Source organism: Pseudomonas sp. BN414 (assembly GCF_029871275.1).
Lineage (GTDB): Bacteria > Pseudomonadota > Gammaproteobacteria > Pseudomonadales > Pseudomonadaceae > Metapseudomonas > Metapseudomonas resinovorans_C.
Genome location: NZ_SSOL01000065.1, coordinates 173,497 through 200,063 on the forward strand (window position 1 = coordinate 173,497; position 26,567 = coordinate 200,063).

Genomic DNA, 26,567 nt, shown 5'->3' on the forward strand with positions numbered 1-26,567 from the left:
GCTACGCTAGAAAGATTGTACCTGTCCGGCTGCCGGCGGGGTGCGGGGAGGCGCGGGCATGACAACGCTGGAACTCCTGCAACACCGCTGGAAGGCCAACAGCCTGGCGCTGGACGAAGTGCGCGAGCACTACTTCCCGCACATCAAGACGGAGAAGCGCCTGCGTGCCCTGATCAAGGCCAAAGAGATCACCCTCCCGACCTTCAAGCATTCCAAGTCGCGCCTGGCCCCGCTGCACGTGCGCCTCACCGATCTGGCCGAGTACCTGGACACCTGCGCCGCGGCTGCCGCCTAAAGCAGCCGGTCAACAAGGAGGATTGGCAGCCATGTAGCGAGCACCGATGCACCTCATCCCAGCAGAAGCGCCCCGCCGGGGCGCTTCACCGGACTCTGACCCCGAACTAAACGAGACACAGCACATGAGCAAACGCCCCTTCATGGACACCCTGCGCGAGATCGAGATGGGTGGCGGTGTACACCGGCCTGCGCCCGGGCGAACTGTGCGCGCTGGCCTGCGAGGACATCAACCTGGCAGCCGGCACGCTCCAGGTGCAACGGGCCATCACCAGCCGCGGGACATTCAAGGTGCCGAAGACCGGCAAGCCAAGGACGGTGATGCTGCTCCCGCCAGCGCTGGAGGCCTGCCGCACCCTGCTGTCGCTGGCCGCCGGTCGGAAGCCGCTGGGCGTGACGGTCTACCTGACCCGCCACGAGAGCCGCACCGACACCATCACGCCGCTGCTGACACCCGGCACCCTGGCGCGCAAGAAACGGGTGAACCAATGGTTCGTGCCCACCGCTTGGAACACCAAGTGGGCCACGATCCAAAAGCGCGCCGAGATCCGCCCGCGTCGGCCCTACCAGACCCGCCACACCTACGCCTGCTGGTGCCTAACCGCGCGCGGTAACCTTGCCTTCATTTCGAAGCAGATGGGTCACAAGGACTTCACCATGCTGGTGGAGGTGTACGCGAAATGGATGGACGACGAATCTCCGAATGAACTGCAGCACATTTGGAAGGGCATCCAGAACCAGAAGCACAGGACTATTTCCTGAACCTGGCTCTGGACTGCACGTCACTTGTGATAAGTGCCTTGGTAAGCTTTCTCCAAAGCATCGATCAGAACTGCGACCTGCAAATTAATGTCGTGCAACGCGCGATGATCACAGTCAACCGCTTGCCTATTGGCAACCCGATAGAAGCCATTGTTAGTGATAGCAGTCCGAACTTGCTGGGCTGTTATTACCACACCGCTATCGTCACGCAGCTTCAATCTCATCAAGGAATCTTCAAGAGTTTTCAGACAGGGATCTATCGATGCCTCGAGCTTACGAATCACAGCCGCATCGCTGGACAATAAGCACTCAAGCGCGCTGTCACGAACCTTTTCAACCGAAGAAATTGTGCGATCAAGAAACTGCCGAGTTTCCTTGCGCGTTTCTCTTTTGTCGTTGCCCTTGGAAACAACGACCCAACCTAGGATCACTAGGCCGGATGGCACAACGATTTTTACTAACTCCAGCAACACGGCCCATCCTGAGACCCCTTCAGTACCTGGAATCAAGCGCGTCTCCTCGCACCATCAATGTAGCCCCAAGCTTCGTTTACATAACTCTGCAGGGAAAAATTTATGGTTAGCTTTCGATGAAGTTCCTGAGCTGTGTAAACCCCTTCACGAACCAACCCGCCAAATGCCTCGTCAAGAAATGAAGAGCCCAGCGCAATAACCCCATTAAGATCTACGATCACACGCTCATTATTGCGCAGAGCCGGGATCAAAATATCATCCCTAAATTCCTCTCCTGACTGCGGCCCATCTTTCCTAGACCTTACACAGGGCATCCTTGCAAATTCTTTGCTGACATTAATCATAAATGAACTCATCACGTGTGCTCACTGACAAGACCAAAAGCCTCGATCGGAATACTCCACTGAATTACCGTACCCACAATACTCAGCTTTTCGTCGAATGAAACTTCTCTTCCAGCAGCATTATCCAGACTGAATACGCCTTTATTGCTATAGATCCCAAGGCTACCCACCTTGTGATCCCGCACGACCTTAAGAATATCTTTAAGACCTTTCCCACGATGTTTCTCATTGGTTCTGGTCTTACCCACTGTAAAAGCCAACTCGATCATCTTGTGGTGCTCCCGCTTCAAGCCAGACCGAGTTTTCAGATAGCTTCTTACTTCTTCCTTCCAATTCGACTCAAGCGTGCCAGGAATTCCAGCACCCAGATCACAAATAACAACAGCGATGTCCTCATCCACTTGCCTAGCAAATAGCCACCACTTTTTCTTTGTCTCTGGGTACCCCTTGCCAACCTCATCATTGTCTTTGATGTAGGCATGCTCGGAAGAGTTCGCTACGGCTTCAGCCATACCGCTCAACAGGGCGAGCCTCAGCTCCTGGTTGCTGCTATCAGTAAGAATTCTAGGCAAGCTGTCTGGAATCGCCCGAAGATCCCCCTCGTGTCCCGAGACATAAAGCCAGGGCACTACATTCTGCGCATCAATCTGAGGGATCCTGCTGGGCAGCCCCAGCTTGCTCAGGAGCCCAACATGCTGGAACAGCTGCTCGACCACCTCATCTTGCGGGTAGGTCCCAGTAAACTTGGGACTACATCCGGGCGTTTCAAGTAGCCGCTCAATCTCCGCCAAGAACAGTAATGTCCCACACGGGTGGAGCTGGGTCACATTGGAAAAGTCAATGATGACGTTAGAGATCTCTGGCGCTTGAGCGGCGGACCGCATGCGCCGCAGCACGGGGACCAAGGCGTCCCTCCATTCCGTTTTCCCCAAGCTCACGATCTTCGGAAGGCGAATCTTGACGGTCGAAAACTGAAGTGCAGACGCCTTTGCGCGCCTTACTTGAGCGCGGCACTGCTTAGCGAAGAGCGCATAACTCCTGCGCTTTTGGAGGTCAATCGCGTCCCTGGATACCCTTTTCATAGCCCTGCCGCAGTCTAAAAATTGGCAGATGATACGGCTGTTCGCGCTAGGAATGAACAATATCGGCCACCTATCGCCTTGGGAGGCTCCAATCACCACTCACGGTAGCACCGTGGTCAACCACCTCGCCCCGAGGTAAAACTCAAAGTTTGACTGGCAATCGACGATCGATGCGAAAGCGTACCTAGACAAGGCCTGCCAGCCCCTTCCACAGCCGTCGCCCCCTTACCTGCGAGCGTCTTATGGCCGTGATAACCTTGCCGCAATTAGACGCAGATGGGCTTTCCAAGACTTCAACGAGCTAGTGCAGCGCCACGTGAAGTAGATGGTCGACGAGGCGCTAAATGAGCACCAGCGCATTGGCGCGTCATCCATAGTGAAAAGCCCCAATTCTGCCCCACGAAAAACTCTACATAGCGCTAACTAGTTGATGGCAAAGGACATACAGGATTTTTCTGAACACACACCCATGATGCAGCAGTACTGGAGGCTGAAGAATCAGCACCCGGACCAGCTGATGTTCTACCGCATGGGCGACTTCTACGAGATCTTCTATGAGGACGCCAAGAAAGCCGCCAAGCTCCTCGACATCACCCTGACCGCGCGCGGCCAATCGGCAGGCAAGTCGATTCCCATGGCCGGTATCCCTTTCCATTCGGTGGAAGGTTACCTGGCCAAACTGGTGAAGCTTGGCGAGTCCGTGGTCATTTGCGAGCAGATTGGCGATCCCGCCACCAGCAAAGGGCCGGTGGAGCGCCAGGTGGTTCGCATCATCACCCCCGGCACCATCAGCGACGAAGCACTGCTCGATGAACGCCGCGACAACCTGCTCGCTGCCGTGCTGGGCGATGAGCGCCTGTTCGGCCTGGCCGTGCTGGACATTACCAGCGGCCGCTTCACCGTGCAGGAAATCAAGGGCTGGGAAAACCTGCTGGCCGAACTGGAGCGCCTGAACCCTGCCGAGTTGTTGATACCGGATGATTGGCCTCAGGGCCTGCCGGCCGAAAAGCGCCGCGGTGTCCGCCGCCGTGCGCCTTGGGATTTCGATCGCGACTCGGCCAGGAAAAGCCTCTGCCAGCAGTTCGGCGTACAGGACCTCAAGGGATTCGGCTGCGAAACCCTGACCCTCGCCATAGGTTCGGCCGGTTGCCTTCTGGGCTACGCCAAGGAGACCCAGCGTACTGCCCTGCCCCATCTGCGCAGTCTGCGCCACGAGCGTATCGATGACACGGTCATCCTCGATGCCGCCAGCCGCCGCAACCTGGAACTGGACGTCAACCTCTCCGGCGGTCGCGACAACACGCTGCAATCGGTGATCGACCGTTGTCAGACCGCCATGGGCAGCCGGCTCCTGAGCCGCTGGCTGAACCGCCCATTGCGCGACCGTGCCGTGCTGGTGGCGCGTCAGGACGCCATCGACTGCCTGCTGGACCGTTACCGTTTCGAAGGCCTGCAACCGCAGCTGAAAGAAATCGGCGACGTCGAACGCATCCTCGCCCGTATCGGCCTGCGCAATGCGCGCCCCCGTGATCTGGCCCGCCTGCGTGACGCCCTCGCTGCCCTGCCGCAACTGCAAGGCGCCATGACCGAACTGGAAGCGCCGCACCTGCAGGACCTGGCCGGTAGCATTCGCACCTACCCGGAACTGGCCGACCTGCTGGCTCGCGCCATTATCGAAAACCCGCCGGCGGTGATCCGCGACGGCGGCGTGATCAAGACCGGCTACGACGCCGAACTGGACGAACTCCAGGCGCTGAGCGAGAACGCCGGCCAGTATTTGATGGATCTGGAAACGCGGGAAAAAGCCCGTACCGGCCTGCCCAACCTCAAGGTTGGCTACAACCGCATCCACGGCTATTACATCGAGCTGCCGCGCGTACAGGCCGAGCAAGCACCCGCTGACTACATCCGTCGCCAGACGCTGAAAGGCGCCGAGCGCTTCATCACGCCAGAGCTGAAAGCCTTCGAAGACAAGGCGCTGTCGGCCAAGAGCCGCGCCCTTGCGCGCGAAAAGATGCTCTATGACGAACTGCTGGAGCTGCTGATCGAGCAATTGGCACCGCTGCAGGACACCGCCGCCGCCCTGGCTGAACTGGACGTGCTGAGCAACTTCTCCGAGCGGGCGCTGAATCTCGACCTGAACCGACCGCGCTTCGTCGACGAACCCTGCATGCGCATCAACCAGGGCCGTCACCCGGTTGTGGAACAGGTGCTGGACACGCCCTTCGTGGCCAACGACCTGGCCCTGGACGACGCCACCCGCATGCTGATCATTACTGGCCCGAACATGGGCGGTAAGTCGACCTACATGCGCCAGACCGCCTTGATCGTCTTGCTCGCCCACATTGGCTGCTTCGTGCCTGCGGCCAGCTGCGAGCTGTCACTGGTGGACCGCATCTTCACCCGCATCGGTTCCAGCGACGACCTGGCCGGCGGCCGTTCCACCTTCATGGTGGAGATGAGCGAAACGGCCAACATCCTGCACAACGCCAGTGCCAGCAGCCTGGTGCTGATGGACGAAGTGGGCCGCGGTACCAGCACCTTCGACGGCCTCTCGCTGGCCTGGGCGGCAGCCGAGCACCTGGCTCGTTTGCGTGCCTTCACCCTGTTCGCTACCCATTACTTCGAGCTGACCGTTCTGCCGGAAGCTGAACCGGTGGTAGCGAACGTCCACCTGAATGCCACCGAGCACAAAGAGCGCATCGTGTTCCTGCACCATGTACTGCCGGGGCCGGCGAGCCAGAGCTATGGCCTGGCGGTAGCGCAACTGGCGGGTGTTCCAGGCGGCGTCATCCAGCGCGCCCGCGAGCACCTGGCGCGGCTGGAAACCACCAGCCTGCCCCATGACGCCCCGCGACAGGACCCAGGCCAGCCGAGCGCTCCCATGCAGAGCGACCTGTTCGCCAGCCTGCCCCATCCTGTGCTGGACGAATTGGCGAAGATCAAGCCGGATGATCTGACGCCCCGGCAAGCGCTTGAGCTGTTATATACACTGAAGTCACGCCTCTAACCCCTAAACCGCACAAGCTGCTAGAATCCCGCGCGCTCTGGAGTGCACCCGGGATTCAGCCTACCCGGTACCGTGAGTTCCCGAGCCGAGAAGCCAGATATAGAAGGCTTCCGAGCCGCCGCTTGAGGAGAAGAATAGAAATGACCTTCGTCGTCACCGACAACTGCATCAAATGCAAATACACCGACTGTGTGGAAGTCTGTCCGGTGGACTGCTTCTACGAAGGCCCGAACTTCCTGGTCATTCACCCGGACGAGTGCATCGACTGTGCACTGTGCGAGCCTGAATGCCCGGCGCAAGCCATCTTCTCCGAGGATGAAGTGCCTGAGGATATGCAGGAGTTCATCGAGCTGAACCGTGATCTGGCCGAAGTGTGGCCGAACATCACCGAGAAGAAAGATGCCCTGGCCGACGCCGAAGAGTGGGATGGCGTCAAAGGCAAGCTGGAGCAGCTGGAGCGCTGATTCGTCTACGCATCCAAACGCAAAAAGGCCCGCATCTGCGGGCCTTTTGCTTTCCTGCGGACGAAAAAAAGGGGCGGGGGATACCCGCCCACTCTTTTGTCCCTATTCCCTGTAGTCCTTGCTCATCATCCTGATGAATCGCATCCCGCGATGTCCTGGTCGAATTCCTTATCAACCCGCATACATCCTGTACGCAAGGGAGATATTAGCGATCCAGACGCCCCCAGCAAGTTGGCAGTTTGCCGCACCAGTGGAAAAGAAAACCCTAGAGCTTCAAATAAAAACCTTATAAATCAATACCTTAAAAATATCTCTCGTAGCTTTCCACCAATTACGACCAGCAAGTTCCTCTGATCACGTACATAGCGTGTAAGCAATGACTTACACAGCGATGCAAAAAAGTGGACGTCGCAGGGCATTGCTCAATAGAAGGCGCCAAGGTCGAAGTTGCTGCCCTCCCCCCGGCCCACGCCTTTCATCCGCCATAAAAAAGCCCGGCTATGCCGGGCTCTTTCGATTTGCTCCAGCGTTACTGGAACAGGGCATCGCTGGATAAGCCATTCTTCTCCAGGATTTCCCGAAGCCGTTTCAGCGCTTCGACCTGGATTTGCCGCACCCGCTCGCGGGTCAGGCCGATTTCCTGGCCCACTTCCTCAAGCGTGCAGCTTTCATGGCCACGCAATCCGAAGCGGCGAACAACCACTTCTCGTTGCTTGTCGGTCAGTTCGGACAGCCACTGGTCGATGCTCTGCGAGAGATCATCGTCCTGCAACAGCTCGCAAGGGTCAGTGGGACGATCGTCGGTCAGGGTGTCCAACAGGGTCTTGTCGGAATCCGGACCGAGGGAAACATCCACCGAAGTCACCCGCTCGTTGAGACCGAGCATGCGCTTGACCTCGTCGACCGGCTTTTCCAGCAGATTGGCGATCTCTTCAGGCGAAGGCTCGTGATCCAGCTTGTGGGTCAACTCACGAGCAGCTCGCAGATAGACATTGAGCTCCTTCACCACATGGATCGGCAGGCGGATGGTCCGCGTCTGGTTCATGATGGCCCGTTCAATGGTCTGACGGATCCACCAGGTCGCATAGGTAGAGAAGCGGAAACCCCGCTCCGGATCGAACTTCTCCACCGCCCGGATCAAGCCGAGGTTGCCCTCTTCGATCAGGTCGAGCAGCGACAAACCGCGATTGACGTAACGTCGTGCGATCTTCACCACAAGGCGGAGGTTGCTTTCGATCATGCGCTTGCGCCCGGCAGGATCACCACGCTGCGCGAGGCGCGCGAAGTGCACTTCTTCTTCCGGGGTTAGCAGGGGGGAAAAGCCGATTTCGTTGAGGTACAGCTGAGTCGCGTCGAGCGCGCGGGTGTAATCGATGTACTTGTGTTGCTTTGGCGAGCTTGAATGCCGGGATTTCGCGGTAGGCAGAGGCGCGTCGTTCTCCTCGCTCAACGCATCGTCCAATATGACGCCCGGCTCCAGGAGGAGCAGTTCGTCATCGACGTCAAACTCCGGCGCTTCTTTATTGAGTGCCATTGTTGTTGTCCCTTGCTGAGTTCGACAACAAGCCCTGGCGATGCCTTATATCCCTGGCGCCGCCCGAGCCCGTCCTTACCACGTAGGTGGAACGGGCCGATAGCGAGTCAACGACGTGGCAGGTATTGCAGCGGATCTACGGGTTTACCCTGACGGCGAATCTCAAAATGAAGCTTCACCCGGTCAGTTCCCGTTGAGCCCATCTCGGCAATTGTCTGCCCGACCTTGACCTGCTGTCCCTCCCGTACCAGTAGCCTGCGGTTATGACCGTAGGCGCTTACGTAGGTATCGCTGTGTTTGATGATGACCAATTCGCCGTAGCCCCGTAGTCCACTTCCGGCATAAACAACTGATCCATCTGACGCAGCCAAGACAGGCTGGCCTAATTCCCCAGCGATATCAATCCCTTTATTCAAACTTCCGTTTGACGAAAAACGGCCGATCAGCGGGCCGCTCGCGGGCCATACCCAACCGGCTGCAGAGCGCGCAGTAGACGCGTTTGGCGTAGATACAGGCGCCGTCGCGACGGGTTGCGGCGTTTGCGGTTGAGGGCGGACAGCCGGTTGTTGGGATTGCACCGGCGGGCGCGTAGGAACGGTGCTGCTACTCGTCCTTGGATTGGTCACCGCGGGCGCCGTTGCGACTGCTGCCGGGCGCGCCTGACCCGCCTTACCGTCGAAACGAATGATCTGGCCGGGGCGAATCACGTAGGGCGCAGGAATGCTGTTACGCGCAGCCAGGGCTTTCCAGTCCCAGCCAAAGCGGAAGGCAATCGAATAGAGGGTATCGCCGCGTTGGACGCGGTACTGACCGCTGGTGACGGGTTGCCGCTGGGACGCGCCCGTCGCCCCCGAATGATTGCGGTCGACGACGCTGACACCATCTTTCTGGGTACTGGAGCAGCCGGCAAGCAGGATGCCGACGGCCATTGCGGGCAACCATGCGAGCCCATTTCCCATGCGAATCCACTGCCGAATGGCCATCAGGCTCACTCTTGTCCCCTTTTCCCAACATTCGAAGGTCTTGATTATTGTGCCGGAAATATCCGGACGAGCCAGTCGCCTGCCGCACAAAGTGCCACAGGCAGACCACTTGGCGGTGCATCAGAAAGTTGCCCTCGACGCAGGTTCCCTGCCAACGCGTTCAGGCGAGCGGGCCACTGAGCAGGGGGACGAAGCGTACGGCGTCGAGCACGTGACGCGTGAATCCCTGCTCTTCGCGAATGATCAGCATCAGTTGCTGGACGTCGCCCGCGCCGACCGGAATCACCAGACGCCCGCCCGGAGCCAGCTGATCCAGCAGCGCCTGCGGAACATCTGCCGCCGCCGCCGTTACGATGATGCCGTTGTAGGGCGCCAGCGCAGGCCAGCCTTCCCAGCCATCGCCCCAGCGGAATACGACATTGCGCAGGTTGAGCACTGCCAGGCGTTCCTTGGCCTTTTCCTGCAGGACCTGAATACGTTCGACGGAAAACACTCGCTCCACCAGCTGCGCGAGGATCGCCGTCTGATACCCCGAACCGGTGCCGATCTCCAGCACCTTGTCCAACGGCCCCGCGGCCAGCAGAAGCTCGGTCATCCGAGCGACCATGTAAGGCTGCGAGATGGTCTGGTTGTGGCCGATCGGCAGCGCGGTGTCCTCGTAGGCACGATGGGACAAGGCCTCGTCGACGAAGAGGTGACGCGGTGTCCGGCGAATGGTCTCGAGCACGCGGGCATTGGACAGCCCTTCCTCGTACAGGCGCTGGATAAGGCGCTCGCGAGTGCGCTGGGAAGTCATGCCGATCCCGCGGCGCATCAGGTCATCCTGTTCCCGAGACATCAGAGCAGGCCCTCCAACCAGCTATCGAGACCTTCGAAGGCCTCGTTGAAAGTCCGATCGAGCTGCAGGGGCGTGATGGACACGTAGCCCTGCATCACCGCATGGAAATCCGTACCGGGCCCGCCATCTTCAGCGTCGCCCGCGGCCGATATCCAATATCCCTCCTTTCCCCTTGGGTTGACTACCTTCACCGGCGCACCAGCCCGTGCGCGATGGCCGAGGCGGGTCAGCTGGATACCCTTGATTTGCTCGAGGGGCAGGTTGGGAATGTTCACATTGAGTACGGTGCGCGGCGGCAGGTCCAGCTGATCATGCGCAGCCACCAGCCGGCGCGCGATATGCGCAGCGGCCGGCAGGTTGTCGACCTGTCGCGATACCAGTGAGAAGGCGAAGGCGGGCAAGGCGAGGAAACGCCCCTCCAGAGCCGCAGCCACGGTCCCGGAATAGAGCACGTCGTCACCCAGGTTGGCGCCGAGGTTGATCCCCGAAACCACCATGTCCGGCAATTGCTCCAGCATGCCGTTGAGCCCGAGGTGGACGCAGTCGGTCGGCGTGCCGTTGAGGCAGATGAAACCGTTATCCAGCGTACTGGGATGAAGCGGGCGATCCAGTGTCAGGGAACTGCTGGCGCCGCTCCTGTCCTGGTCCGGTGCGATGACCACGCAATCGGCGTAATCCTTGAGCGCACCATGCAAAGCGGCCAGACCGGGTGCGTTCACCCCGTCGTCGTTGGAAATCAGAATGCGCATGGGTTTTCCGTCTGCCCTGCCGGCAGCAGATCGACGAGCTCACGCACCACTGCGGTGGCGAAGCATCCAGCCGGCAGGACGAATTCCAGTTGCAGAACGTCAGGCTCGGGATAATGCCACGTCAGGCCGCCGATGGGGAGGCGGAGGATGCGCCGTTCGTGCGCCATTCCCGCTTCGGCCAACCAGTGGCAAAGTGCCGGCTCCGCCGCGGCAACCGTCGCTTCCAGCTTTTGCGGCTGCCCCTGGGCAGGTGATGCGCCCTCCCCCCACAACGGCCCGGTCGGATGCAAATCCAGCTCGGCAAGACGGGGGTCGCTACAGTCGGACTCGCCTGCCGGGAAGAAGCTGCGGCTGGTAGTGAAAGCCAGCAGATCGCCAACCTGGGCTTTATTCCAGGTGCCGTCAGCAATGCGCTCGGCCAGCACCCGGTTGAAGAGGAAGCTACGGCCTGCCGAAAGCAAACGCGAACGGAGATTGCGCTGCACCGGCAGTTCCTTGCGCTCGGCGAAGGCGCGGGCGTCCACCACGTTGCCACCGCCGTGACCGAAGCGCTGTAGGCCAAAGTAATTGGGCACACCGGCCTCGGCCAGTTGCTTGAGCCTCGCGTCCAGTGCCTCTCGGTCGGCAGCCAGGCGCGTCAGGCGAAGGGTGAAGCCGTTGGCCGAATGGGCTCCGCGTTGCAGCTTGCGCTTGTGGCGGACGCTCTTGAGTATCCGCAGGTTGGCATTCTCGGCCGCAGTCAGATCCGGATCAGTCTTGCCCGGCAAGTGCAGGCTGAACCACTGGCGAGTCAACGCCTGGCGGTCCTTCAGCCCGGCATAGCTGACCACCTTCAAGGGCACGCCGGCGGCACGGGCGATACGCCGCGCGGCTTCCTCGGTGTTCAACTCGCGCTTCTCCACCCAGAGCCACAGGTGCTCGCCCTCGCCCTCCAGTGGAATGTCCAGCACTTCATCAACCTGGAAATCCTCGGCCACAGCTTTCAGCTGAGCCTGCCCGAGGGATTCGCCATGGGCTCGCGGGCCCAGCAGTTCGAGTTCGTTCATACCGGCAGCAGCAGGGCAACCGCATGTACGGCGATGCCCTCCTCGCGCCCCGTGAAGCCGAGCTTTTCGGTGGTGGTGGCCTTGACGTTGACCTGGTCCAGGTCGACTTCCAGATCAGCTGCGATGTTGCCGCGCATGGCCTCGATATGCGGAGCCATCTTTGGTGCCTGAGCCACTATGGTTCCGTCGACATTGCCGACCTTCCAGCCCTTGGCTTTCACCAAAGACACCACATGGCGCAGCAGCGCACGGCTGTCGGCGCCCTTGAAACGTGGATCGGTGTCGGGGAAATGCTTGCCGATGTCGCCCAGCGCGGCTGCGCCAAGCAGGGCATCGGACAACGCATGCAGCAGAACGTCGCCGTCGGAATGGGCGATCAGCCCGAACTTGTGGGAAATGCGCACGCCGCCAAGGGTGATGAAGTCGCCTTCACCGAAGCGGTGTACGTCGTAGCCGTGGCCAATTCGCATAGAGAAGAACGCCCTGAAAAGTCAGGGCGTGATTCTACCTATTTTACCGACGCTTAGCCCTTGAGGGCCGCGGCGTGATGCTTCAGGTGGTCGCCGATGAAGCTGGCGATGAAGTAGTAGCTGTGGTCGTAGCCAGGCTGCAACCGCAGGGTCAACGGATGCCCGGCCGCGTTGGCAGCCGCCTGCAGGGCCTCGGGCTTGAGCTGGTTGGCGAGGAAGTCATCGCGGTCGCCCTGATCCACCAGGATCGGCAAGCGCTCGGTAGCCTCGGCCAGCAAGACGCTGGCGTCCCACTCCCGCCAGCGGGCGCGGTCGTCGCCCAGATAGCGGCTGAACGCCTTTTCGCCCCAAGGGCACGCCATGGGATTGCTGATGGGGGCGAACGCCGACAGCGACTGATAACGCCCCGGATTGCGCAGCGCGCAAACCAAGGCACCGTGCCCTCCCATGGAGTGGCCGCTGATCCCGCGTTTCCCGGACACCGGGAAGTTGGCCTCGATCAGCGCGGGCAACTCGTGCACCACGTAGTCATGCATGCGGTAGTGGCGTGCATAGGGCTCCTGGCTGGCATTCAGGTAGAAGCCGGCGCCTAGCCCGAAATCCCAGGCGTTGTCCGGGTCACCGGGCACATCCGCGCCGCGCGGACTGGTGTCCGGTGCGACAATGATCAACCCCAGCTCCGAGGCCAGGCGTTGCGCGCCAGCCTTTTGCATGAAGTTTTCATCGGTGCAGGTCAGGCCCGAGAGCCAATAGAGCACCGGCAACTTTCCACCCTGCTCCGCCTGGGGCGGCAGGTAGACCGCGAACACCATCTCGCAGTTGAGGCTGGTGGAGCGATGACGGTAGCGCTTGTGCCAGCCGCCGAAGCTCTTGTTGCTGGAAACGATCTCAAGCGTCATGGAGCGATCTCCGTGGAAGCCAAATGCCCGAAGCGGAATACCTCGCCGCCTCGGGCTGTCTGCCGGATTAGTAGTGGACGACCGAGCGGATGCTCTTGCCTTCGTGCATCAGGTCGAAGGCCTTGTTGATATCGTCCAGCCCCATGGTGTGAGTGATGAAGGTGTCCAGCGGAATCTCACCCTTCTGCGCCTTCTCCACGTAGCTCGGCAGTTCGGTACGGCCTTTCACGCCGCCGAAAGCCGAACCACGCCAGACGCGGCCAGTCACCAGCTGGAACGGACGGGTCTTGATCTCGGTGCCAGCCGGCGCCACGCCAATGATCACGGACTCGCCCCAACCCTTGTGGCAGCACTCAAGCGCAGCGCGCATCAAATCGACGTTGCCGACGCACTCGAAGCTGTAGTCGACGCCGCCATCGGTCAGCTCGACGATGACGTCCTGGATCGGCTTGCTGTGTTCCTTCGGATTGACGAAGTCGGTGGCGCCCAGCTCACGGGCCACGTCGAACTTCTCCGGATTGATGTCGATGGCGATGATGCGCGACGCCTTGGCCATCTTCGCACCAATGATTGCGGCGAGACCGATACCGCCCAGGCCGAAGATCGCGACGGTAGCGCCCTCTTCCACCTTGGCGGTGTTGAGCACGGCACCGATGCCGGTGGTCACGCCGCAACCCAGCAGGCAGACCTTCTCCAGCGGCGCTTCCTTGGGAATCTTCGCCAGGGAAATTTCCGGCAGGACGGTGTACTCGGAGAACGTCGAGCAACCCATGTAGTGATAGATCGGCTGACCGTTGTAGCTGAAACGGGACGTGCCGTCCGGCATCAGGCCCTTGCCCTGGGTAGCGCGCACTTTCTGGCAGAGGTTGGTCTTGCCCGATTTGCAGAATTTGCACTCGCGGCATTCGGCTGTGTAGAGCGGGATGACGTGATCGCCCACCGCCAACGAGGTAACGCCCTCGCCCACCGCTTCGACGATGCCGCCACCTTCATGACCAAGGATGCACGGGAACACGCCTTCGGAGTCGGCGCCGGACAGGGTGTAGGCATCGGTGTGGCAGACGCCGGTGGCCACGATCCGCACCAGGACTTCGCCGGCCTTGGGCGGCGCCACGTCGACTTCGACGATCTGCAGCGGCTGGTTGGGCGCAAAGGCCACAGCGGCACGGGACTTGATCATGGTCATTCTCCAGCTGATTGAAATGGCGAAGAAGTGTAGTTGAGGCGCTAATGGTAAATAATCCGTCACAAAGCAAAACGTTATTGCTGTGGAGGGATAATCAATGAGTCGATGGGAAGGCCTCGACGAGTTTGTCGCGGTTGCCGAAACAGGTCAGTTCACGGCTGCGGCGGAACGCCTGGGTATCTCTTCATCCCATGTCAGCCGACAGATCGCCCGACTCGAAGAACGCCTGCAGACGCGACTGTTCTATCGAAGCACCCGCAAGGTGGCCTTGACCGAGGCCGGGCAGACCTTCCTGCAGCACTGCCAACGCCTCATGGATGCTCGCGAAGAGGCCCTTCGAGCGGTCAGCGACCTCACCAGCGAACCCAAGGGCCTGCTGCGCATGACCTGTGCGGTAGCCTACGGCGAGCGTTTCATCGTGCCGCTGGTCAACGAGTTCATGGCGCGCCATCCACAGTTGCGCGTGGACATCGAGCTGAGCAATCGCACCCTGGACCTGGTGCACGAAGGCCTCGACCTGGCGATACGCCTCGGCCGCTTGCAGGATTCGCGACTGGTGGCGACGCGCCTGGCGCCACGGGTCATGTACCTCTGCGCAGCGCCGTCCTATCTGGAGCGTTACGGTCGCCCACACAGTCTTTCCGAGCTGGCGCGGCACAACTGCCTGATCGGCAGCGCGGATCATTGGGATTTCCTCCAGCAAGGGCGCGAGCATGCGGTGCGGGTCCAGGGCAACTGGCGCTGCAACAGCGGGCAGGCCGTGCTGAGCGCCGCGCTGCGGGGATTCGGCCTGTGCCAGTTGCCCGACTACTACGTGCTGGAGCACCTGCGCAGCGGCGCGCTGGTGTCTCTACTGGAACAGCACCGTCCACCGAACACAGCGGTCTGGGCACTTTATCCACAGCAGCGGCACCTATCGCCGAAGGTGCGGCAATTGGTGGACCTATTGAAGACCGGGCTGGCCGAAAGGCCGGAATATGCGCTGGATCAGACGCGCGTCGACCAGCGCTGACGCAGCCAGTCGAGATCTTCGGGACGGGTGATCTTGAGGTTGTCGGCGCGCCCTTCGATTAGCCGGGGTGCGTTGCCGGCCCACTCCATGGCGGAGGCTTCATCGGTGATGGCTACGCCTGCTACCAGGGCGTCGGCCAGCGCGCGGTGCAGGGCGCCGAAGCGGAACATCTGAGGCGTATAGGCCTGCCAGATCAGGCTGCGATCCACGGTTTCCGCCACCCGGCCATCGGCGCTGGCACGCTTCAAGGTATCCCTTGCCGGCACGGCGAGCAGACCACCTACCGGGTCGTCCGCCAACTCGGCCAGCAGCAGGTCGAGGTCGTAGCGCGACAGGTTCGGCCGTGCCGCATCATGCACCAGCACCCAGTCATGGGCTCGGGCTCCGTGCTCGGCCAGTCGCAACAGGGCACTGAGCACCGAATCCGAACGCTCCTTGCCGCCGTCGGCACGGATGATGCGCTCATCCGTGGCGCAGGAAAGCGCCGGCCAGTACGGGTCATCGACTGACAGGCTGACTACCAGTCCTTTGAGCTGCGGATGATCGAGGAAGCAATCGAGGCTGTGCTCGAGGATGGTTCGCCCGGCGAGTTCGAGATACTGCTTGGGACGGTCGGCGCGCATACGGGCACCGACACCGGCGGCAGGAATCACCGCCCAGAAGAAGGGAATGTCAGCCTGGTTCATTCGGAAATCTGGAAGAGGGTTTCGCCTTCCTTGACCATGCCCAGTTCGTGACGGGCACGCTCTTCGACGGTCTCCATACCTTTTTTCAGCTCCATCACTTCCGCTTCGAGGATGCGGTTGCGCTCCAGCAGGCGCTCGTTCTCGCCTTTCTGCTCGGCAATCTGGTGCTGGAGATCCTGGACCTGAGCCAGGCTCCCGTCGCCCACCCAGAGGCGATACTGCAGGCCAGCCAGCATCAGGATCAGGACAACGAACAACCAGTAAGTGTTAGGGCGAGTCATTTTGCCAGGGAGTATCCATGCGAAAAGGGCAGCTTGCGCTGCCCTTTTACCATTCCTGAACGGATTACGTCGCTGCCGTGCGGCGGGAGACGACCGGCCAGGAGAAATCAGGTGAGGCTGCGAAGTTTACATGAAGTAAAGATGCATTCAGCGCCTGATTTCAACATGGCATCGCTGAGACTTGCTCACGATCGAGCGAGCTAGAGAAGAACAAGGCGAGAATGGCTGAGGACGCGGAGTTTACGAGCTGTAAATGAGCAGTCCGAAGCCATTCTCAACGCAGTTATTCCGACGCGCAGCCGATCGTAGCCAGTCTCTTAGCCGCGGAATTCCGCACGGCCACGGTACGGAGCCTTCTCACCCAGTTGCTCTTCGATGCGCAGCAGCTGGTTGTACTTGGACACGCGGTCGGAACGGCACAGGGAACCGGTCTTGATCTGACCGGCGGCGGTGCCTACGGCCAGGTCGGCGATGGTGCTGTCTTCGGTCTCGCCGGAACGGTGGGAGATCACCGCGGTGTAACCGGCAGCCTTGGCCATCTGGATGGCTTCCAGAGTTTCGGTCAGGGAGCCGATCTGGTTGAACTTGATCAGGATCGAGTTACCGATGCTCTTCTCGATGCCTTCCTTGAGGATCTTGGTGTTGGTTACGAACAGGTCGTCACCGACCAGTTGAACCTTGGCACCGATCTTGTCAGTCAGGCCTTTCCAGCCAGCCCAGTCGGACTCGTCCATGCCGTCTTCGATGGAGATGATCGGGTAACGCTGGGTCAGGCCGGCCAGGTAGTCAGCGAAACCGGCAGCGTCGAACACCTTGCCTTCACCGGCCAGGTCGTACTTGCCGTCCTTGAAGAATTCGCTGGAAGCGCAGTCCAGGGCCAGGGTCACGTCGGTGCCCAGCTTGTAGCCGGCGTTGGCAACGGCTTCGGCGATGGCGGCCAGGGCGTCTTCGTTGGAGGCCAGGTTCGGGGCGAAACCACCCTCGTCACCTACGGCGGTGTTCAGGCCACGGGCCTTCAGCACGGCTTTCAGGTGGTGGAAGATCTCGGCGCCCATGCGCAGGGCGTCGGCGAAGTTCTTGGCGCCAACCGGCTGAACCATGAACTCCTGGATGTCGACGTTGTTATCGGCGTGCTCGCCACCGTTGATGATGTTCATCATCGGTACCGGCATGGAGTACTGGCCGGGGGTGCCGTTCAGGTCGGCGATGTGGGCATAGAGCGGTACGCCCTTGGCCTGGGCAGCGGCCTTGGCGGCAGCCAGGGACACGGCGAGGATGGCGTTGGCGCCCAGCTTGCCTTTGTTCTCGGTACCGTCCAGTTCGATCATGGCGCGGTCCAGGCCTTTCTGGTCAGCAGCGTCCTTGCCCAGCAGCAGGTCGCGGATCGGGCCGTTGATGTTGCCCACGGCCTTCAGAACGCCCTTGCCCAGGTAACGGCTCTTGTCGCCATCACGCAGTTCCAGTGCCTCGCGGGAACCGGTGGAAGCACCGGACGGCGCGCAAGCGCTGCCGATGATGCCGTTCTCGAGGATCACATCGGCTTCCACGGTGGGGTTGCCACGGGAGTCCAGAACCTCGCGGCCCTTGATGTCGACGATCTTTGCCATTGTTGTTAGCACTCCAAAAGTTGACGAAAACGCTCAGCAGAAAGTGAGGCGATTCGCCGGGCCTCGGGGTCGGCTGACCCGGCGAATGTCCTGACCGATCGGTCAGTTTGTGCCCACGCGGCACTTTACCGGAGATCGGCCGGTTCAGGCAGTCTCGATCGGCGGAAAACTCTTGACCAGGTCGTCCAGCTGCTTGAGCTGGGACAGGAAGGGCTCGAGTTTGTTCAGGCGCAAGGCGCAGGGGCCATCGCACTTGGCGTTGTCCGGGTCCGGATGCGCCTCGAGGAAAAGACCCGCCAGGCCCTGGCTCATGCCGGCCTTGGCCAGGTCGGTGACCTGGGCCCGACGGCCGCCAGCGGAGTCGGCACGGCCGCCCGGCATTTGCAGGGCGTGGGTGACGTCGAAGAAAACCGGGTACTCGAACTGCTTCATGATGCCGAAGCCGAGCATGTCCACGACCAGGTTGTTGTAACCGAAGGACGAACCGCGCTCGCAGAGGATCAGGCGATCGTTGCCGGCTTCCTCACACTTGGTGAGGATGTGCTTCATCTCCTGGGGCGCGAGGAACTGGGCCTTCTTGATGTTGATTACCGCGCCCGTCTTGGTCATGGCGACCACGAGGTCGGTCTGGCGCGACAGGAAGGCCGGCAACTGGATGATGTCGCAGACCTCGGCCACCGGAGCCGCCTGATAGGGCTCATGGACGTCGGTGATCACCGGGACACCGAAGGTCTTCTTCACTTCCTCGAAGATCTTCATGCCCTCTTCCAGGCCCGGGCCACGGAAGGAGTTGATCGAGGAGCGGTTGGCCTTGTCGAAGCTGGCCTTGAACACGTAGGGGATACCGAGCTTCTCGGTCACCTTGACGTATTCCTCGCAGACCTTCAGGGCGAGGTCACGGGACTCCAGCACGTTCATGCCGCCGAACAGCACGAAGGGCTTGTCGTTGGCGATCTCGATGTTGCCGACGCGGACGATCTTCTGCGCCATGGGTCAGGCCTTCTTCGCTTTCTGCGCCAGGGCGGCGTTGACGAAGCCGCTGAACAGCGGGTGACCATAACGCGGCGTGGAAGTGAATTCCGGGTGGAACTGGCAGGCGACGAACCACGGATGATCCGGAGCCTCGACCACTTCGACCAGGGCACCGTCGCCAGAGCGACCGGTGACCTTCAAGCCGGCTTCCCGCAATTGCGGCAGCAGGTTGTTGTTCACTTCGTAGCGATGGCGATGGCGTTCGACGATCTCGTCCTTGCCATAGCAATCGTGTACCTGGGAGCCGTTTTCCAGCTGGCAAGCCTGGGCGCCGAGGCGCATGGTGCCGCCGAGGTCAGAGGCTTCGGTACGGATTTCGGTGGCGCCGGTGGCGTCTTCCCACTCGGTGATCAGGCCCACGACCGGATGGCCGCTGGACTTGTCGAACTCGGTGGAGTTGGCGTCGGTCCAGCCCAGTACGTTGCGGGCGTATTCGATGACCGCAACCTGCATGCCGAGGCAGATGCCCAGGTAGGGAATCTTGTTCTCGCGGGCGAAGCGCACAGTGGAAATCTTGCCTTCCACGCCACGCAGACCGAAGCCGCCCGGAACGAGGATGGCGTCGACGCCTTCGAGCAGAGCGGTGCCCTGAGTCTCGATGTCTTCGGAATCGATGTAGCGCAGGTTCACCTTGGTGCGGCTCTGGATGCCAGCGTGGCTCATCGCTTCGATCAGCGACTTGTACGCGTCCAGCAGCTCCATGTACTTGCCGACCATGGCGATGGTGACTTCCTTCTCGGGGTTCAGCTTGGCATCCACCACGCGGTCCCACTCGGAGAGGTCGGCACTGCCGCATTGCAGGCCGAAGCGCTCGACGACGAAATCGTCCAGGCCCTGGGCGTGCAGTACGGACGGGATCTTGTAGATGGTGTCCACGTCCTGCAGGGAGATCACCGCGCGCTCTTCCACGTTGGTGAACAGAGCAATCTTGCGACGGGAGGACAGGTCGACGTCATGATCGGAACGGCAGACCAGCACATCAGGCTGCAGGCCGATGGAGCGCAGCTCCTTCACGGAGTGCTGGGTCGGCTTGGTCTTGGTCTCGCCAGCAGTGGCGATGTAGGGGACCAGGGTCAGGTGCATCAGCATGGCGCGCTTGGCGCCTACTTCCACGCGCAGCTGGCGAATGGCTTCGAGGAAGGGCTGGGACTCGATGTCACCCACGGTGCCGCCGATTTCAACCAGGGCCACGTCGGCGCCTGCGGCACCCTTGATGATGCGGTGCTTGATCTCGTCGGTGATGTGGGGGATCACCTGGATGGTGGCACCCAGGTAGTCACCACGGCGCTCCTTGCGCAGCACATCGGCGTAAACGCGGCCGGTGGTGAAGTTGTTGTTCTGGGTCATCGTGGTGCTCACGAAGCGCTCGTAGTGACCCAGATCGAGATCGGTCTCGGCGCCGTCCTCGGTCACGAAGACTTCACCGTGCTGGAAGGGGCTCATGGTACCCGGGTCCACGTTGATGTACGGGTCGAGCTTGAGCATGGTGACCTTCAGTCCCCGCGCTTCCAGAATGGCGGCCAAGGATGCCGAGGCGATGCCTTTCCCCAAAGAAGAAACAACACCACCCGTGACGAAGATGTAGCGCGTCATGAAAAACCCTAGAAGTCTGCGTTTAGGCGGAATGCCGCCGGGGAAAGCGATGAAGGGCTATGGCCTTCAACCATTGAGCGCAACTGGGCGCTGCTTCAAAAGCAACTACCGCCGATTCCGAAGGAATCAGCGAAAGCTATGTAAGACGGGAGCGTAGTCTACCGGAAAGACCCTACCAGCTCAAACCTTGGTCACTCGTCGGTGGCGACCAGCGCAGCTGCCCACTACCCGCTCCCCGACTGTCCAGCTCCGGAAGGTTGGCGACGGCCACCAGCTCACCATCGACGAACAGCAGCGGCAATCGGCCGCGAATAAAAGCAGGCAGGCGAGATTCGTTGAGCAAGCGCTTGAGGTCGCGACGCCCTCGCCCCGCCAGTTCCAGTACCTCACCTCCCCGCCGATAGCGAACTTCGAGCCTGCCGGCCGGTGGCGCCCCCAACAGACTCAGCTCGCCATTGCCCGGCAGTTCGAGCGGCAAAGCCGGATCGGGCCAGGGAAGATCGCTCTCCGGCACCGCGAGCCAATCCCCGGACAGCCACCACAACCGTCCGTCGGCACGGTGCAGCTCACCCCTGGCAAGACGCCAGATCGGCGTCGTATCGGCGGCCGCATCGCGCAGGTCTTCCCACCCTGCCCAATGGCTGCTGTCCGGTAGCGGCGTGAACCTCGCCAGCCAGTAACGCAGGGCATTGCGCTGTCGCGGCGGCGACAACGACGCCAGCACTCTCAGATCGAGGGACGGCAGCGGCAGCCAGGGGAAATCGCTGCCAGCCTGGGCGTGCTGCAGGTCGGTCTGGGCCAGCTCGCCCAGTAGCCCTTCCGCCTCAGCCATGTGCTCTGCGCTGCGGGCCAGACTTTCCGTCGCCTTCGGCCAACGAGACAACAACACAGGCAACACATCGTGGCGGAGAAAATTGCGCGCAAGCGAAGTATCCGAATTGCTCGGGTCTTCCACCCAGTCGATCCCTTCGGCGCGGGCATAGGCTTCCAGTTCGGCGCGGGACGCCTGCAGCAGCGGCCTGACCAGGCTGCCCAAGCCGAGGGGCCGGACTTGCGGCATACCCGCCAGCCCACGCACACCGGCACCTCGCAATTGTCGGAAAAGCAGCGTTTCCGCCTGGTCATCCCGATGTTGGGCGCTGAGGAGCACCTCCCCCGCTCGCAGCTCGCCCACGAATGCGGCATAGCGCGCATCCCGCGCCGCACGCTCCAGGCTTGGCCCGGTATCGACAGTCACACGCAGCACTTTGAGCGGCACGCCCAATGCCTCGCAGACACCTTGGCAATGTTCCGGCCAGGCATCGGCTGCGGCCTGCAAGCCGTGATGTACATGAATGGCCGATAGCGGCGGCAGGGCTTCGCGAAGCGCGAGACGCGCCAACACATGCAGCAGGACGGTGGAATCGAGCCCGCCAGAGAAGGCGACGTGCCAAGCCGGCGCATGGCGCCAGGGGGCCAGGGCAGTCAGGAGGCGGGACTCAAGGGACATGGGCTGCTCGAAACGAAATCGGGCCCCAAGCATAAAGCCGGGGCCCGATCTTTACAGCCGGAAGCGGGATCAGGCTACGCCGTAGCTCATCAGGCGATCGTAACGACGCGCCAGCAGATCCTCGTTGTTGAGCTTCTGCAGGGTCTTCAGTTGCTCGGAGAGCTCCTTGCGGATCGACTCGGCAGCGGTGGCCGGGTCACGGTGGGCGCCGCCCAGAGGCTCGGCAATCACCTTGTCCACAATGCCCAGGCCTTTCAGGCGCTCAGCGGTGATGCCCATGGCCTCGGCCGCATCCGGAGCCTTCTCGGCGGTTTTCCACAGGATGGATGCACAGCCTTCGGGTGAAATCACCGAGTAGGTGGAGTACTGCAGCATGTTCAGGCGGTCGCAGACACCAATGGCCAACGCGCCACCGGAACCACCCTCACCAATCACAGTGGCGATGATCGGGGTCTTCAGACGGGACATGACACGCAGGTTCCAGGCGATGGCTTCGCTCTGGCCGCGCTCCTCGGCATCGATACCCGGGTAGGCGCCGGGGGTGTCGATGAAGGTCAGGATCGGCATCTTGAAACGCTCGGCCATTTCCATCAGGCGGCAGGCCTTGCGGTAACCCTCGGGGCGCGGCATGCCGAAGTTGCGGCGTACCTTCTCGCGCACCTCACGGCCCTTCTGGTGGCCGATGACCATGACCGGCTCGTCGTTCAGACGGGCAACCCCGCCAACGATAGCGGCGTCGTCGGAGAAATGACGATCGCCGTGCAGTTCGTCGAACTCGGTGAAGATGTGCTCGATGTAATCGAGGGTGTAAGGCCGACGCGGATGGCGCGCCAGCTGGGCGATCTGCCAGCTGGTGAGATTGCCGAATATGCTTTCGGTGAGCGCGCTGCTCTTCTCCTGCAGACGGGAAATCTCGTCGGTGATGTTCAGGGCGTTGTCGTTACCGACCAGACGCAGCTCCTCGATCTTGGCTTGCAGATCGGCGATGGGCTGTTCGAAATCCAGAAAGTTCGGGTTCATAGGCTTCCGTCGTGCGCTTGGGGCCAGGCGGCTGGTTCCATTTGGCGCCCTACCTTAAGGGATCGGGCGCGTTCGGGTCGAGATCAAATCGAAATCGGGCCGCTGCGAGCGTGCAGTCACGTTCGCATCAGCGGTAGTGCAGGAAGACGTTGTCGCGCCCGAACTGGTCACGCAATGCCTGAATCAAAGCGTCAGCCGGTGCGATTCGCCAGTTGTCGCCGAACTGCAGCACGGCCTTCGCGTCATTGCCGCTGTAGTCCAGGGTCAGCGGGCAGGAGCCGCGATGGCGACCGCAAAGCTCGGCCAGCCAGCGCAAACGATCGCCTTGCAAGGCGCTGAAATCCACTTTCATGCGCAAGCTCTCAGCCAGGCCGGTGCGCGCCTCTTCCAAGCTCAGCACACGCTTGGCGCGCAAGCGCAGGCCGCCGGAGAAGTCGTCATGGCTGACCTCCCCTTCCACCACTACCAGGGCGTCGGTCTGCAGCAGGCCCTGGGCAACGTTGAAGGCATCGGCGAAGAGCGAGGCTTCGATGCGACCGGAGCGATCGTCGAGGGTGATGAAGCCCATCTTGTCGCCCTTCTTGTTCTTCATTACCCGCAGGTTGACGATCAGGCCGGCGATGATCTGGGTGTCACGCGCAGGCTTGAGCTCGACGATGCGCTGGCGGGCGAAGCGGCGGATCTCGCCTTCGTACTCGTCGATCGGGTGACCGGTGAGGTACAGCCCCAGGGTTTCCTTCTCGCCCTTCAGGCGCTCCTTGAGGGACAGCTCCTTGGCATTGCGGTGGTTGGCGTACATATCGGCCTCAGGCTCGGCGAACACCCCGCCGAAGAGGTCCATATGGCCACTGTCATGGCTACGCGCGGTCTGCTCCGCCGCCTGGATGGCTTCCTCCATGGCTGTCAGCAACACCGCGCGGTTGCGGTCGATGCCAGCCTGATAGGCCTTGGGTTCGTTGCTGAAGAACGGACCGAGACGATCGAGGGCACCGCCGCGAATCAGGGCTTCCAGGGTGCGCTTGTTGATGCGTTTGAGGTCGACGCGGTTGCAGAAGTCGAACAGGTCCTTGAACGGACCGCCTTCGGCGCGGCATTCCGTAATCGCCTCCACCGGGCCCTCGCCCACGCCCTTGATGGCGCCCAGGCCGTAGACGATCTGGCCGTCATTGTCGACGGTGAAGCGATACTCGGAGTTGTTCACGTCGGGGGCGACGATGCGCAGCTTCATGTGCCGGCATTCTTCGATCAGCGTCACCACCTTGTCGGTGTTGTGCATATCCGCAGTGAGTACCGCGGCCATGAAGGGTGCCGGGAAATGTGCCTTGAGCCAGGCGGTCTGGTAGGAAACCCAGCCATAGGCGGCCGAGTGGGATTTGTTGAAGCCGTAGCCGGCGAACTTTTCCACCAGGTCGAAAATGTTGCCCGAGAGGGTGGGGTCGATTCCATTGCTGGAGCAACCTTCGATGAAGCCGCCACGCTGCTTGGCCATTTCCTCGGGCTTCTTCTTGCCCATCGCGCGGCGCAGCATGTCTGCACCGCCGAGGGTGTATCCCGCCATCACCTGGGCGATCTGCATCACCTGCTCCTGATACAGGATGATGCCGTAGGTGGGCTTGAGGACCGGTTCGAGGCCCGCGTACTGGTAGTCGGGGTGCGGATAGGAGAGCTCGGCACGGCCGTGCTTGCGGTTGATGAAGTCATCCACCATGCCGGACTGCAGCGGACCCGGTCGGAACAGCGCCACCAGGGCGATCATGTCTTCCAGGCAGTCGGGCTTGAGCTTCTTGATCAGCTCCTTCATGCCGCGCGATTCAAGCTGGAAGACCGCGGTGGTCTCCGCCTTCTGCAGCATGTCGTAGGTTTTCTTGTCGTCCAGCGGGATGCGGTCGATATCAACCAGGGGCTTGCCCAGCTTCTCCTGCTCCCGGTTGATCATCTCCATGGCCCACTTGATGATCGTCAGGGTACGCAGGCCGAGGAAGTCGAACTTCACCAGGCCGGCGGCTTCCACGTCGTCCTTGTCGAACTGGGTCACCAGGCCGGCGCCCTCTTCATCACAGGCGATCGGGGAGAAGTCGGTGAGTTTGGTCGGCGCGATAACCACACCGCCGGCATGCTTGCCGGTACCTCGGGTGATGCCTTCCAGCTTGAGGGCCATGTCCCAGATCTCCTGGGCTTCTTCGTCCACCTTGAGGAAGTCCCGCAGCACTTCTTCCTGGTTGAACGCTGCCTCCAGGGTCATGCCGACTTCGAAGGGGATCATCTTGGACAGGCGATCGGCCAAGCCGTAGGACTTGCCCTGCACCCGCGCCACGTCGCGCACCACCGCCTTGGCCGCCATGGAGCCGAAGGTGATGATCTGGCTGACCGCGTTGCGTCCGTACTTGTCGGCCACGTAGTCGATCACGCGGTCGCGGCCGTCCATGCAGAAGTCGACGTCGAAGTCGGGCATGGATACCCGCTCGGGGTTGAGGAAGCGCTCGAACAGCAGGTCGTAGGCCAGCGGGTCGAGGTCGGTGATCTTCAGCACATAGGCCACCAGGCTGCCCGCACCCGAGCCCCGACCCGGCCCCACCGGCACACCGTTGTTCTTGGCCCACTGGATGAAGTCCGCAACGATCAGGAAGTAGCCGGGGAAGCCCATCTGGATGATGGTGCCCAGTTCGAATTCCAGGCGATCGATGTAGAGCTGGCGTTTCTCTTCGTAATCAGGCGTGGTTTCCTTCGGCCAGAGCACCAGCAGGCGTTCTTCCAGCCCTTCATAGGAGGCATGCCGCAGGTAGTCGCCGATGCCCATGCCGTTGGGCGTGGGGAAGTCCGGCAGGAAGTGCTTGCCCAGCTGCACTTCGATGTTGCAGCGCTTGGCGATCTCGACGGTGTTTTCCAGCGCCTCGGGGATGTCGGCGAACAGCTCGGCCATTTCCTCGGGCGACTTGAGGTACTGCTGGTCGGAGTAGTTGCGCGGACGGCGCGGGTCATCGAGAACGCGGCCCTCGCCGATGCAGACACGGGTTTCGTGGGCCTCGAAATCGCCGGCCTTGATGAAGCGCACGTCATTGGTGGCCACCAGCGGCGCACCGCAACGGGCGGCGAGGGCAACGGCGGCATGTACGTGCTCCTCGTCGTTGACGCGGGAAGTACGCTGCAGCTCCAGGTAGAAGCGGTCGGGGAAAACGCCCTGCCACTCGGCCAACATGGCCTCGGCGCTCGCCGGGTCATTGTTGAGGAGGGCCATGCCGATCTCGCCCTCTTTGGCACCGGACAGGGCGATCAGGCCTTCGGCAGCCTCTTTTACCCAGTCGCGCTGGATGATCACCAGGCCATTGCTCTGGCCGTCAGACCAGCCGCGGGAAATCAGTTCAGTGAGGTTGCGGTACCCCTTGGCGTTCATCGCCAGCAGGGTCATGCGGCTCAGGGGACCATCCTCGAAGGGACTCGCCAGCCAGATGTCCGCGCCGCAGATGGGCTTGATCCCGCCGCCCATGGCGGTCTTGTAGAACTTCACCAGCGAGCACATGTTGCTCTGATCGGTGATCGCCACCGCCGGCATACCCGCTCCCGCCACTGCCTTTACCAGCGGCTTGACCCGTACCAGGCCGTCTACCAGGGAGTATTCGGAATGCAGACGCAGATGGACGAAGGAAGCGGTCATGGAAGTCCTATGCAAAACGCGAAAACGACAAGGCCCGGATTGTACCGGGCCCTCGGACAAA

24 protein-coding genes are annotated in these 26,567 nt (G+C 61.5%); 5 read left to right on the plus strand and 19 right to left on the minus strand.

From position 1 onward, the window contains the following. The first annotated feature begins 58 nt into the window (after window positions 1-58). Both E8E95_RS13880 and E8E95_RS13885 read left to right on the plus strand, forming a co-directional pair. Window positions 59-295 (plus strand): pyocin activator PrtN family protein, encoded by a 237-nt coding sequence (locus E8E95_RS13880; RefSeq protein WP_280351012.1) that lies wholly within the window; start codon window positions 59-61, stop codon window positions 293-295. Between the two features lie 176 nt (window positions 296-471). Then, window positions 472-1,056, plus strand: a complete 585-nt coding sequence (locus E8E95_RS13885; RefSeq protein ID WP_280351014.1) for a tyrosine-type recombinase/integrase — start codon at window positions 472-474, stop codon at window positions 1,054-1,056. 20 nt (window positions 1,057-1,076) lie between these two features. On the opposite strand, the gene E8E95_RS13890 is transcribed toward E8E95_RS13885, so the two are convergent. From E8E95_RS13890 to E8E95_RS13900, 3 genes are read right to left on the minus strand one after another with little or no spacing between them, the layout of a single operon-like run. After that, complete coding sequence (locus tag E8E95_RS13890; protein WP_280351016.1) at window positions 1,077-1,565, minus strand: hypothetical protein; 489 nt, start codon at window positions 1,563-1,565, stop codon at window positions 1,077-1,079. After that, complete coding sequence (locus tag E8E95_RS13895) at window positions 1,562-1,873, minus strand: STAS-like domain-containing protein (RefSeq protein WP_280351019.1); 312 nt, start codon at window positions 1,871-1,873, stop codon at window positions 1,562-1,564. Before E8E95_RS13895 ends, E8E95_RS13890 begins: the two co-directional genes overlap by 4 nt. 11 nt (window positions 1,874-1,884) lie before the next feature. Continuing rightward, window positions 1,885-2,778 (minus strand): hypothetical protein, encoded by an 894-nt coding sequence (locus E8E95_RS13900; protein ID WP_280351021.1) that lies wholly within the window; start codon window positions 2,776-2,778, stop codon window positions 1,885-1,887. Window positions 2,779-3,397: 619 nt separating this feature from the next. Between E8E95_RS13900 and mutS the strand changes: the two genes are divergently transcribed. Both mutS and fdxA read left to right on the plus strand, forming a co-directional pair. Next, on the plus strand, window positions 3,398-5,965 hold the full coding sequence (mutS, locus tag E8E95_RS13905; RefSeq protein WP_280351191.1) for a DNA mismatch repair protein MutS: 2,568 nt from the start codon (window positions 3,398-3,400) through the stop codon (window positions 5,963-5,965). 140 nt (window positions 5,966-6,105) lie between these two features. Further along, window positions 6,106-6,429 (plus strand): ferredoxin FdxA, encoded by a 324-nt coding sequence (fdxA, locus tag E8E95_RS13910; protein WP_077527701.1) that lies wholly within the window; start codon window positions 6,106-6,108, stop codon window positions 6,427-6,429. A gap of 529 nt (window positions 6,430-6,958) precedes the next feature. Here the strand turns inward: fdxA and rpoS are convergent. The 8 genes from rpoS to E8E95_RS13950 form a co-directional block, all read right to left on the minus strand. Continuing rightward, window positions 6,959-7,963 carry an RNA polymerase sigma factor RpoS gene (rpoS, locus tag E8E95_RS13915; RefSeq protein WP_077527700.1) on the minus strand — a complete coding sequence of 335 codons (1,005 nt, stop codon included), beginning with the start codon at window positions 7,961-7,963 and terminating at the stop codon, window positions 6,959-6,961. A gap of 107 nt (window positions 7,964-8,070) precedes the next feature. Beyond that, entirely contained in the window at window positions 8,071-8,946 is an 876-nt protein-coding gene (locus E8E95_RS13920; RefSeq protein WP_280351193.1) for a peptidoglycan DD-metalloendopeptidase family protein, read from the minus strand. Between the two features lie 160 nt (window positions 8,947-9,106). Next, on the minus strand, window positions 9,107-9,742 hold the full coding sequence (locus tag E8E95_RS13925) for a protein-L-isoaspartate(D-aspartate) O-methyltransferase (RefSeq protein WP_179060554.1): 636 nt from the start codon (window positions 9,740-9,742) through the stop codon (window positions 9,107-9,109). A gap of 41 nt (window positions 9,743-9,783) precedes the next feature. Next, complete coding sequence (gene surE, locus E8E95_RS13930) at window positions 9,784-10,533, minus strand: 5'/3'-nucleotidase SurE (RefSeq protein ID WP_280351023.1); 750 nt, start codon at window positions 10,531-10,533, stop codon at window positions 9,784-9,786. Continuing rightward, window positions 10,521-11,579, minus strand: a complete 1,059-nt coding sequence (truD, locus tag E8E95_RS13935; RefSeq protein ID WP_280351025.1) for a tRNA pseudouridine(13) synthase TruD — start codon at window positions 11,577-11,579, stop codon at window positions 10,521-10,523. Before truD ends, surE begins: the two co-directional genes overlap by 13 nt. Further along, window positions 11,576-12,049 (minus strand): 2-C-methyl-D-erythritol 2,4-cyclodiphosphate synthase, encoded by a 474-nt coding sequence (gene ispF, locus E8E95_RS13940; protein WP_280351027.1) that lies wholly within the window; start codon window positions 12,047-12,049, stop codon window positions 11,576-11,578. The genes truD and ispF overlap by 4 nt, the downstream gene beginning before the upstream one ends. 53 nt (window positions 12,050-12,102) lie before the next feature. Further along, window positions 12,103-12,948, minus strand: a complete 846-nt coding sequence (fghA, locus tag E8E95_RS13945; protein WP_179060272.1) for an S-formylglutathione hydrolase — start codon at window positions 12,946-12,948, stop codon at window positions 12,103-12,105. 67 nt (window positions 12,949-13,015) lie between these two features. Then, window positions 13,016-14,128: an S-(hydroxymethyl)glutathione dehydrogenase/class III alcohol dehydrogenase gene (locus E8E95_RS13950; protein ID WP_280351030.1), complete on the minus strand. Its 1,113-nt coding sequence runs from the start codon at window positions 14,126-14,128 to the stop codon at window positions 13,016-13,018. A 103-nt stretch (window positions 14,129-14,231) separates the two neighbouring features. Here E8E95_RS13950 and E8E95_RS13955 point away from each other — a divergent pair, with 103 nt between their 5' ends. Beyond that, complete coding sequence (locus tag E8E95_RS13955; RefSeq protein ID WP_280351032.1) at window positions 14,232-15,146, plus strand: LysR substrate-binding domain-containing protein; 915 nt, start codon at window positions 14,232-14,234, stop codon at window positions 15,144-15,146. Here the strand turns inward: E8E95_RS13955 and ispD are convergent. The 8 genes from ispD to dnaE form a co-directional block, all read right to left on the minus strand. Further along, a complete protein-coding gene (ispD, locus tag E8E95_RS13960; protein ID WP_280351034.1) occupies window positions 15,122-15,832 on the minus strand; it encodes a 2-C-methyl-D-erythritol 4-phosphate cytidylyltransferase in 711 nt (236 codons plus the stop codon). The genes E8E95_RS13955 and ispD overlap by 25 nt on opposite strands. Then, window positions 15,829-16,113, minus strand: coding sequence for a cell division protein FtsB (gene ftsB, locus E8E95_RS13965; protein WP_280351036.1), 285 nt, complete (start codon window positions 16,111-16,113; stop codon window positions 15,829-15,831). Before ftsB ends, ispD begins: the two co-directional genes overlap by 4 nt. Window positions 16,114-16,430: 317 nt before the next feature. Beyond that, window positions 16,431-17,720, minus strand: coding sequence for a phosphopyruvate hydratase (gene eno / locus E8E95_RS13970; protein ID WP_280351038.1), 1,290 nt, complete (start codon window positions 17,718-17,720; stop codon window positions 16,431-16,433). A 144-nt stretch (window positions 17,721-17,864) separates the two neighbouring features. Beyond that, window positions 17,865-18,710 (minus strand): 3-deoxy-8-phosphooctulonate synthase, encoded by an 846-nt coding sequence (kdsA, locus tag E8E95_RS13975; protein ID WP_280351040.1) that lies wholly within the window; start codon window positions 18,708-18,710, stop codon window positions 17,865-17,867. 3 nt (window positions 18,711-18,713) lie between these two features. Beyond that, the gene (locus E8E95_RS13980) at window positions 18,714-20,345 is read right to left on the minus strand and encodes a CTP synthase (protein ID WP_280351042.1); all 1,632 of its coding nucleotides are present in this window, start codon (window positions 20,343-20,345) and stop codon (window positions 18,714-18,716) included. 172 nt (window positions 20,346-20,517) lie between these two features. Next, entirely contained in the window at window positions 20,518-21,834 is a 1,317-nt protein-coding gene (gene tilS, locus E8E95_RS13985; protein WP_280351044.1) for a tRNA lysidine(34) synthetase TilS, read from the minus strand. A gap of 69 nt (window positions 21,835-21,903) precedes the next feature. Further along, complete coding sequence (gene accA, locus E8E95_RS13990) at window positions 21,904-22,854, minus strand: acetyl-CoA carboxylase carboxyl transferase subunit alpha (protein WP_280351046.1); 951 nt, start codon at window positions 22,852-22,854, stop codon at window positions 21,904-21,906. Between the two features lie 127 nt (window positions 22,855-22,981). Then, window positions 22,982-26,506, minus strand: a complete 3,525-nt coding sequence (gene dnaE / locus E8E95_RS13995; RefSeq protein WP_280351048.1) for a DNA polymerase III subunit alpha — start codon at window positions 26,504-26,506, stop codon at window positions 22,982-22,984. Between the last annotated feature and the right edge of the window lie 61 nt (window positions 26,507-26,567).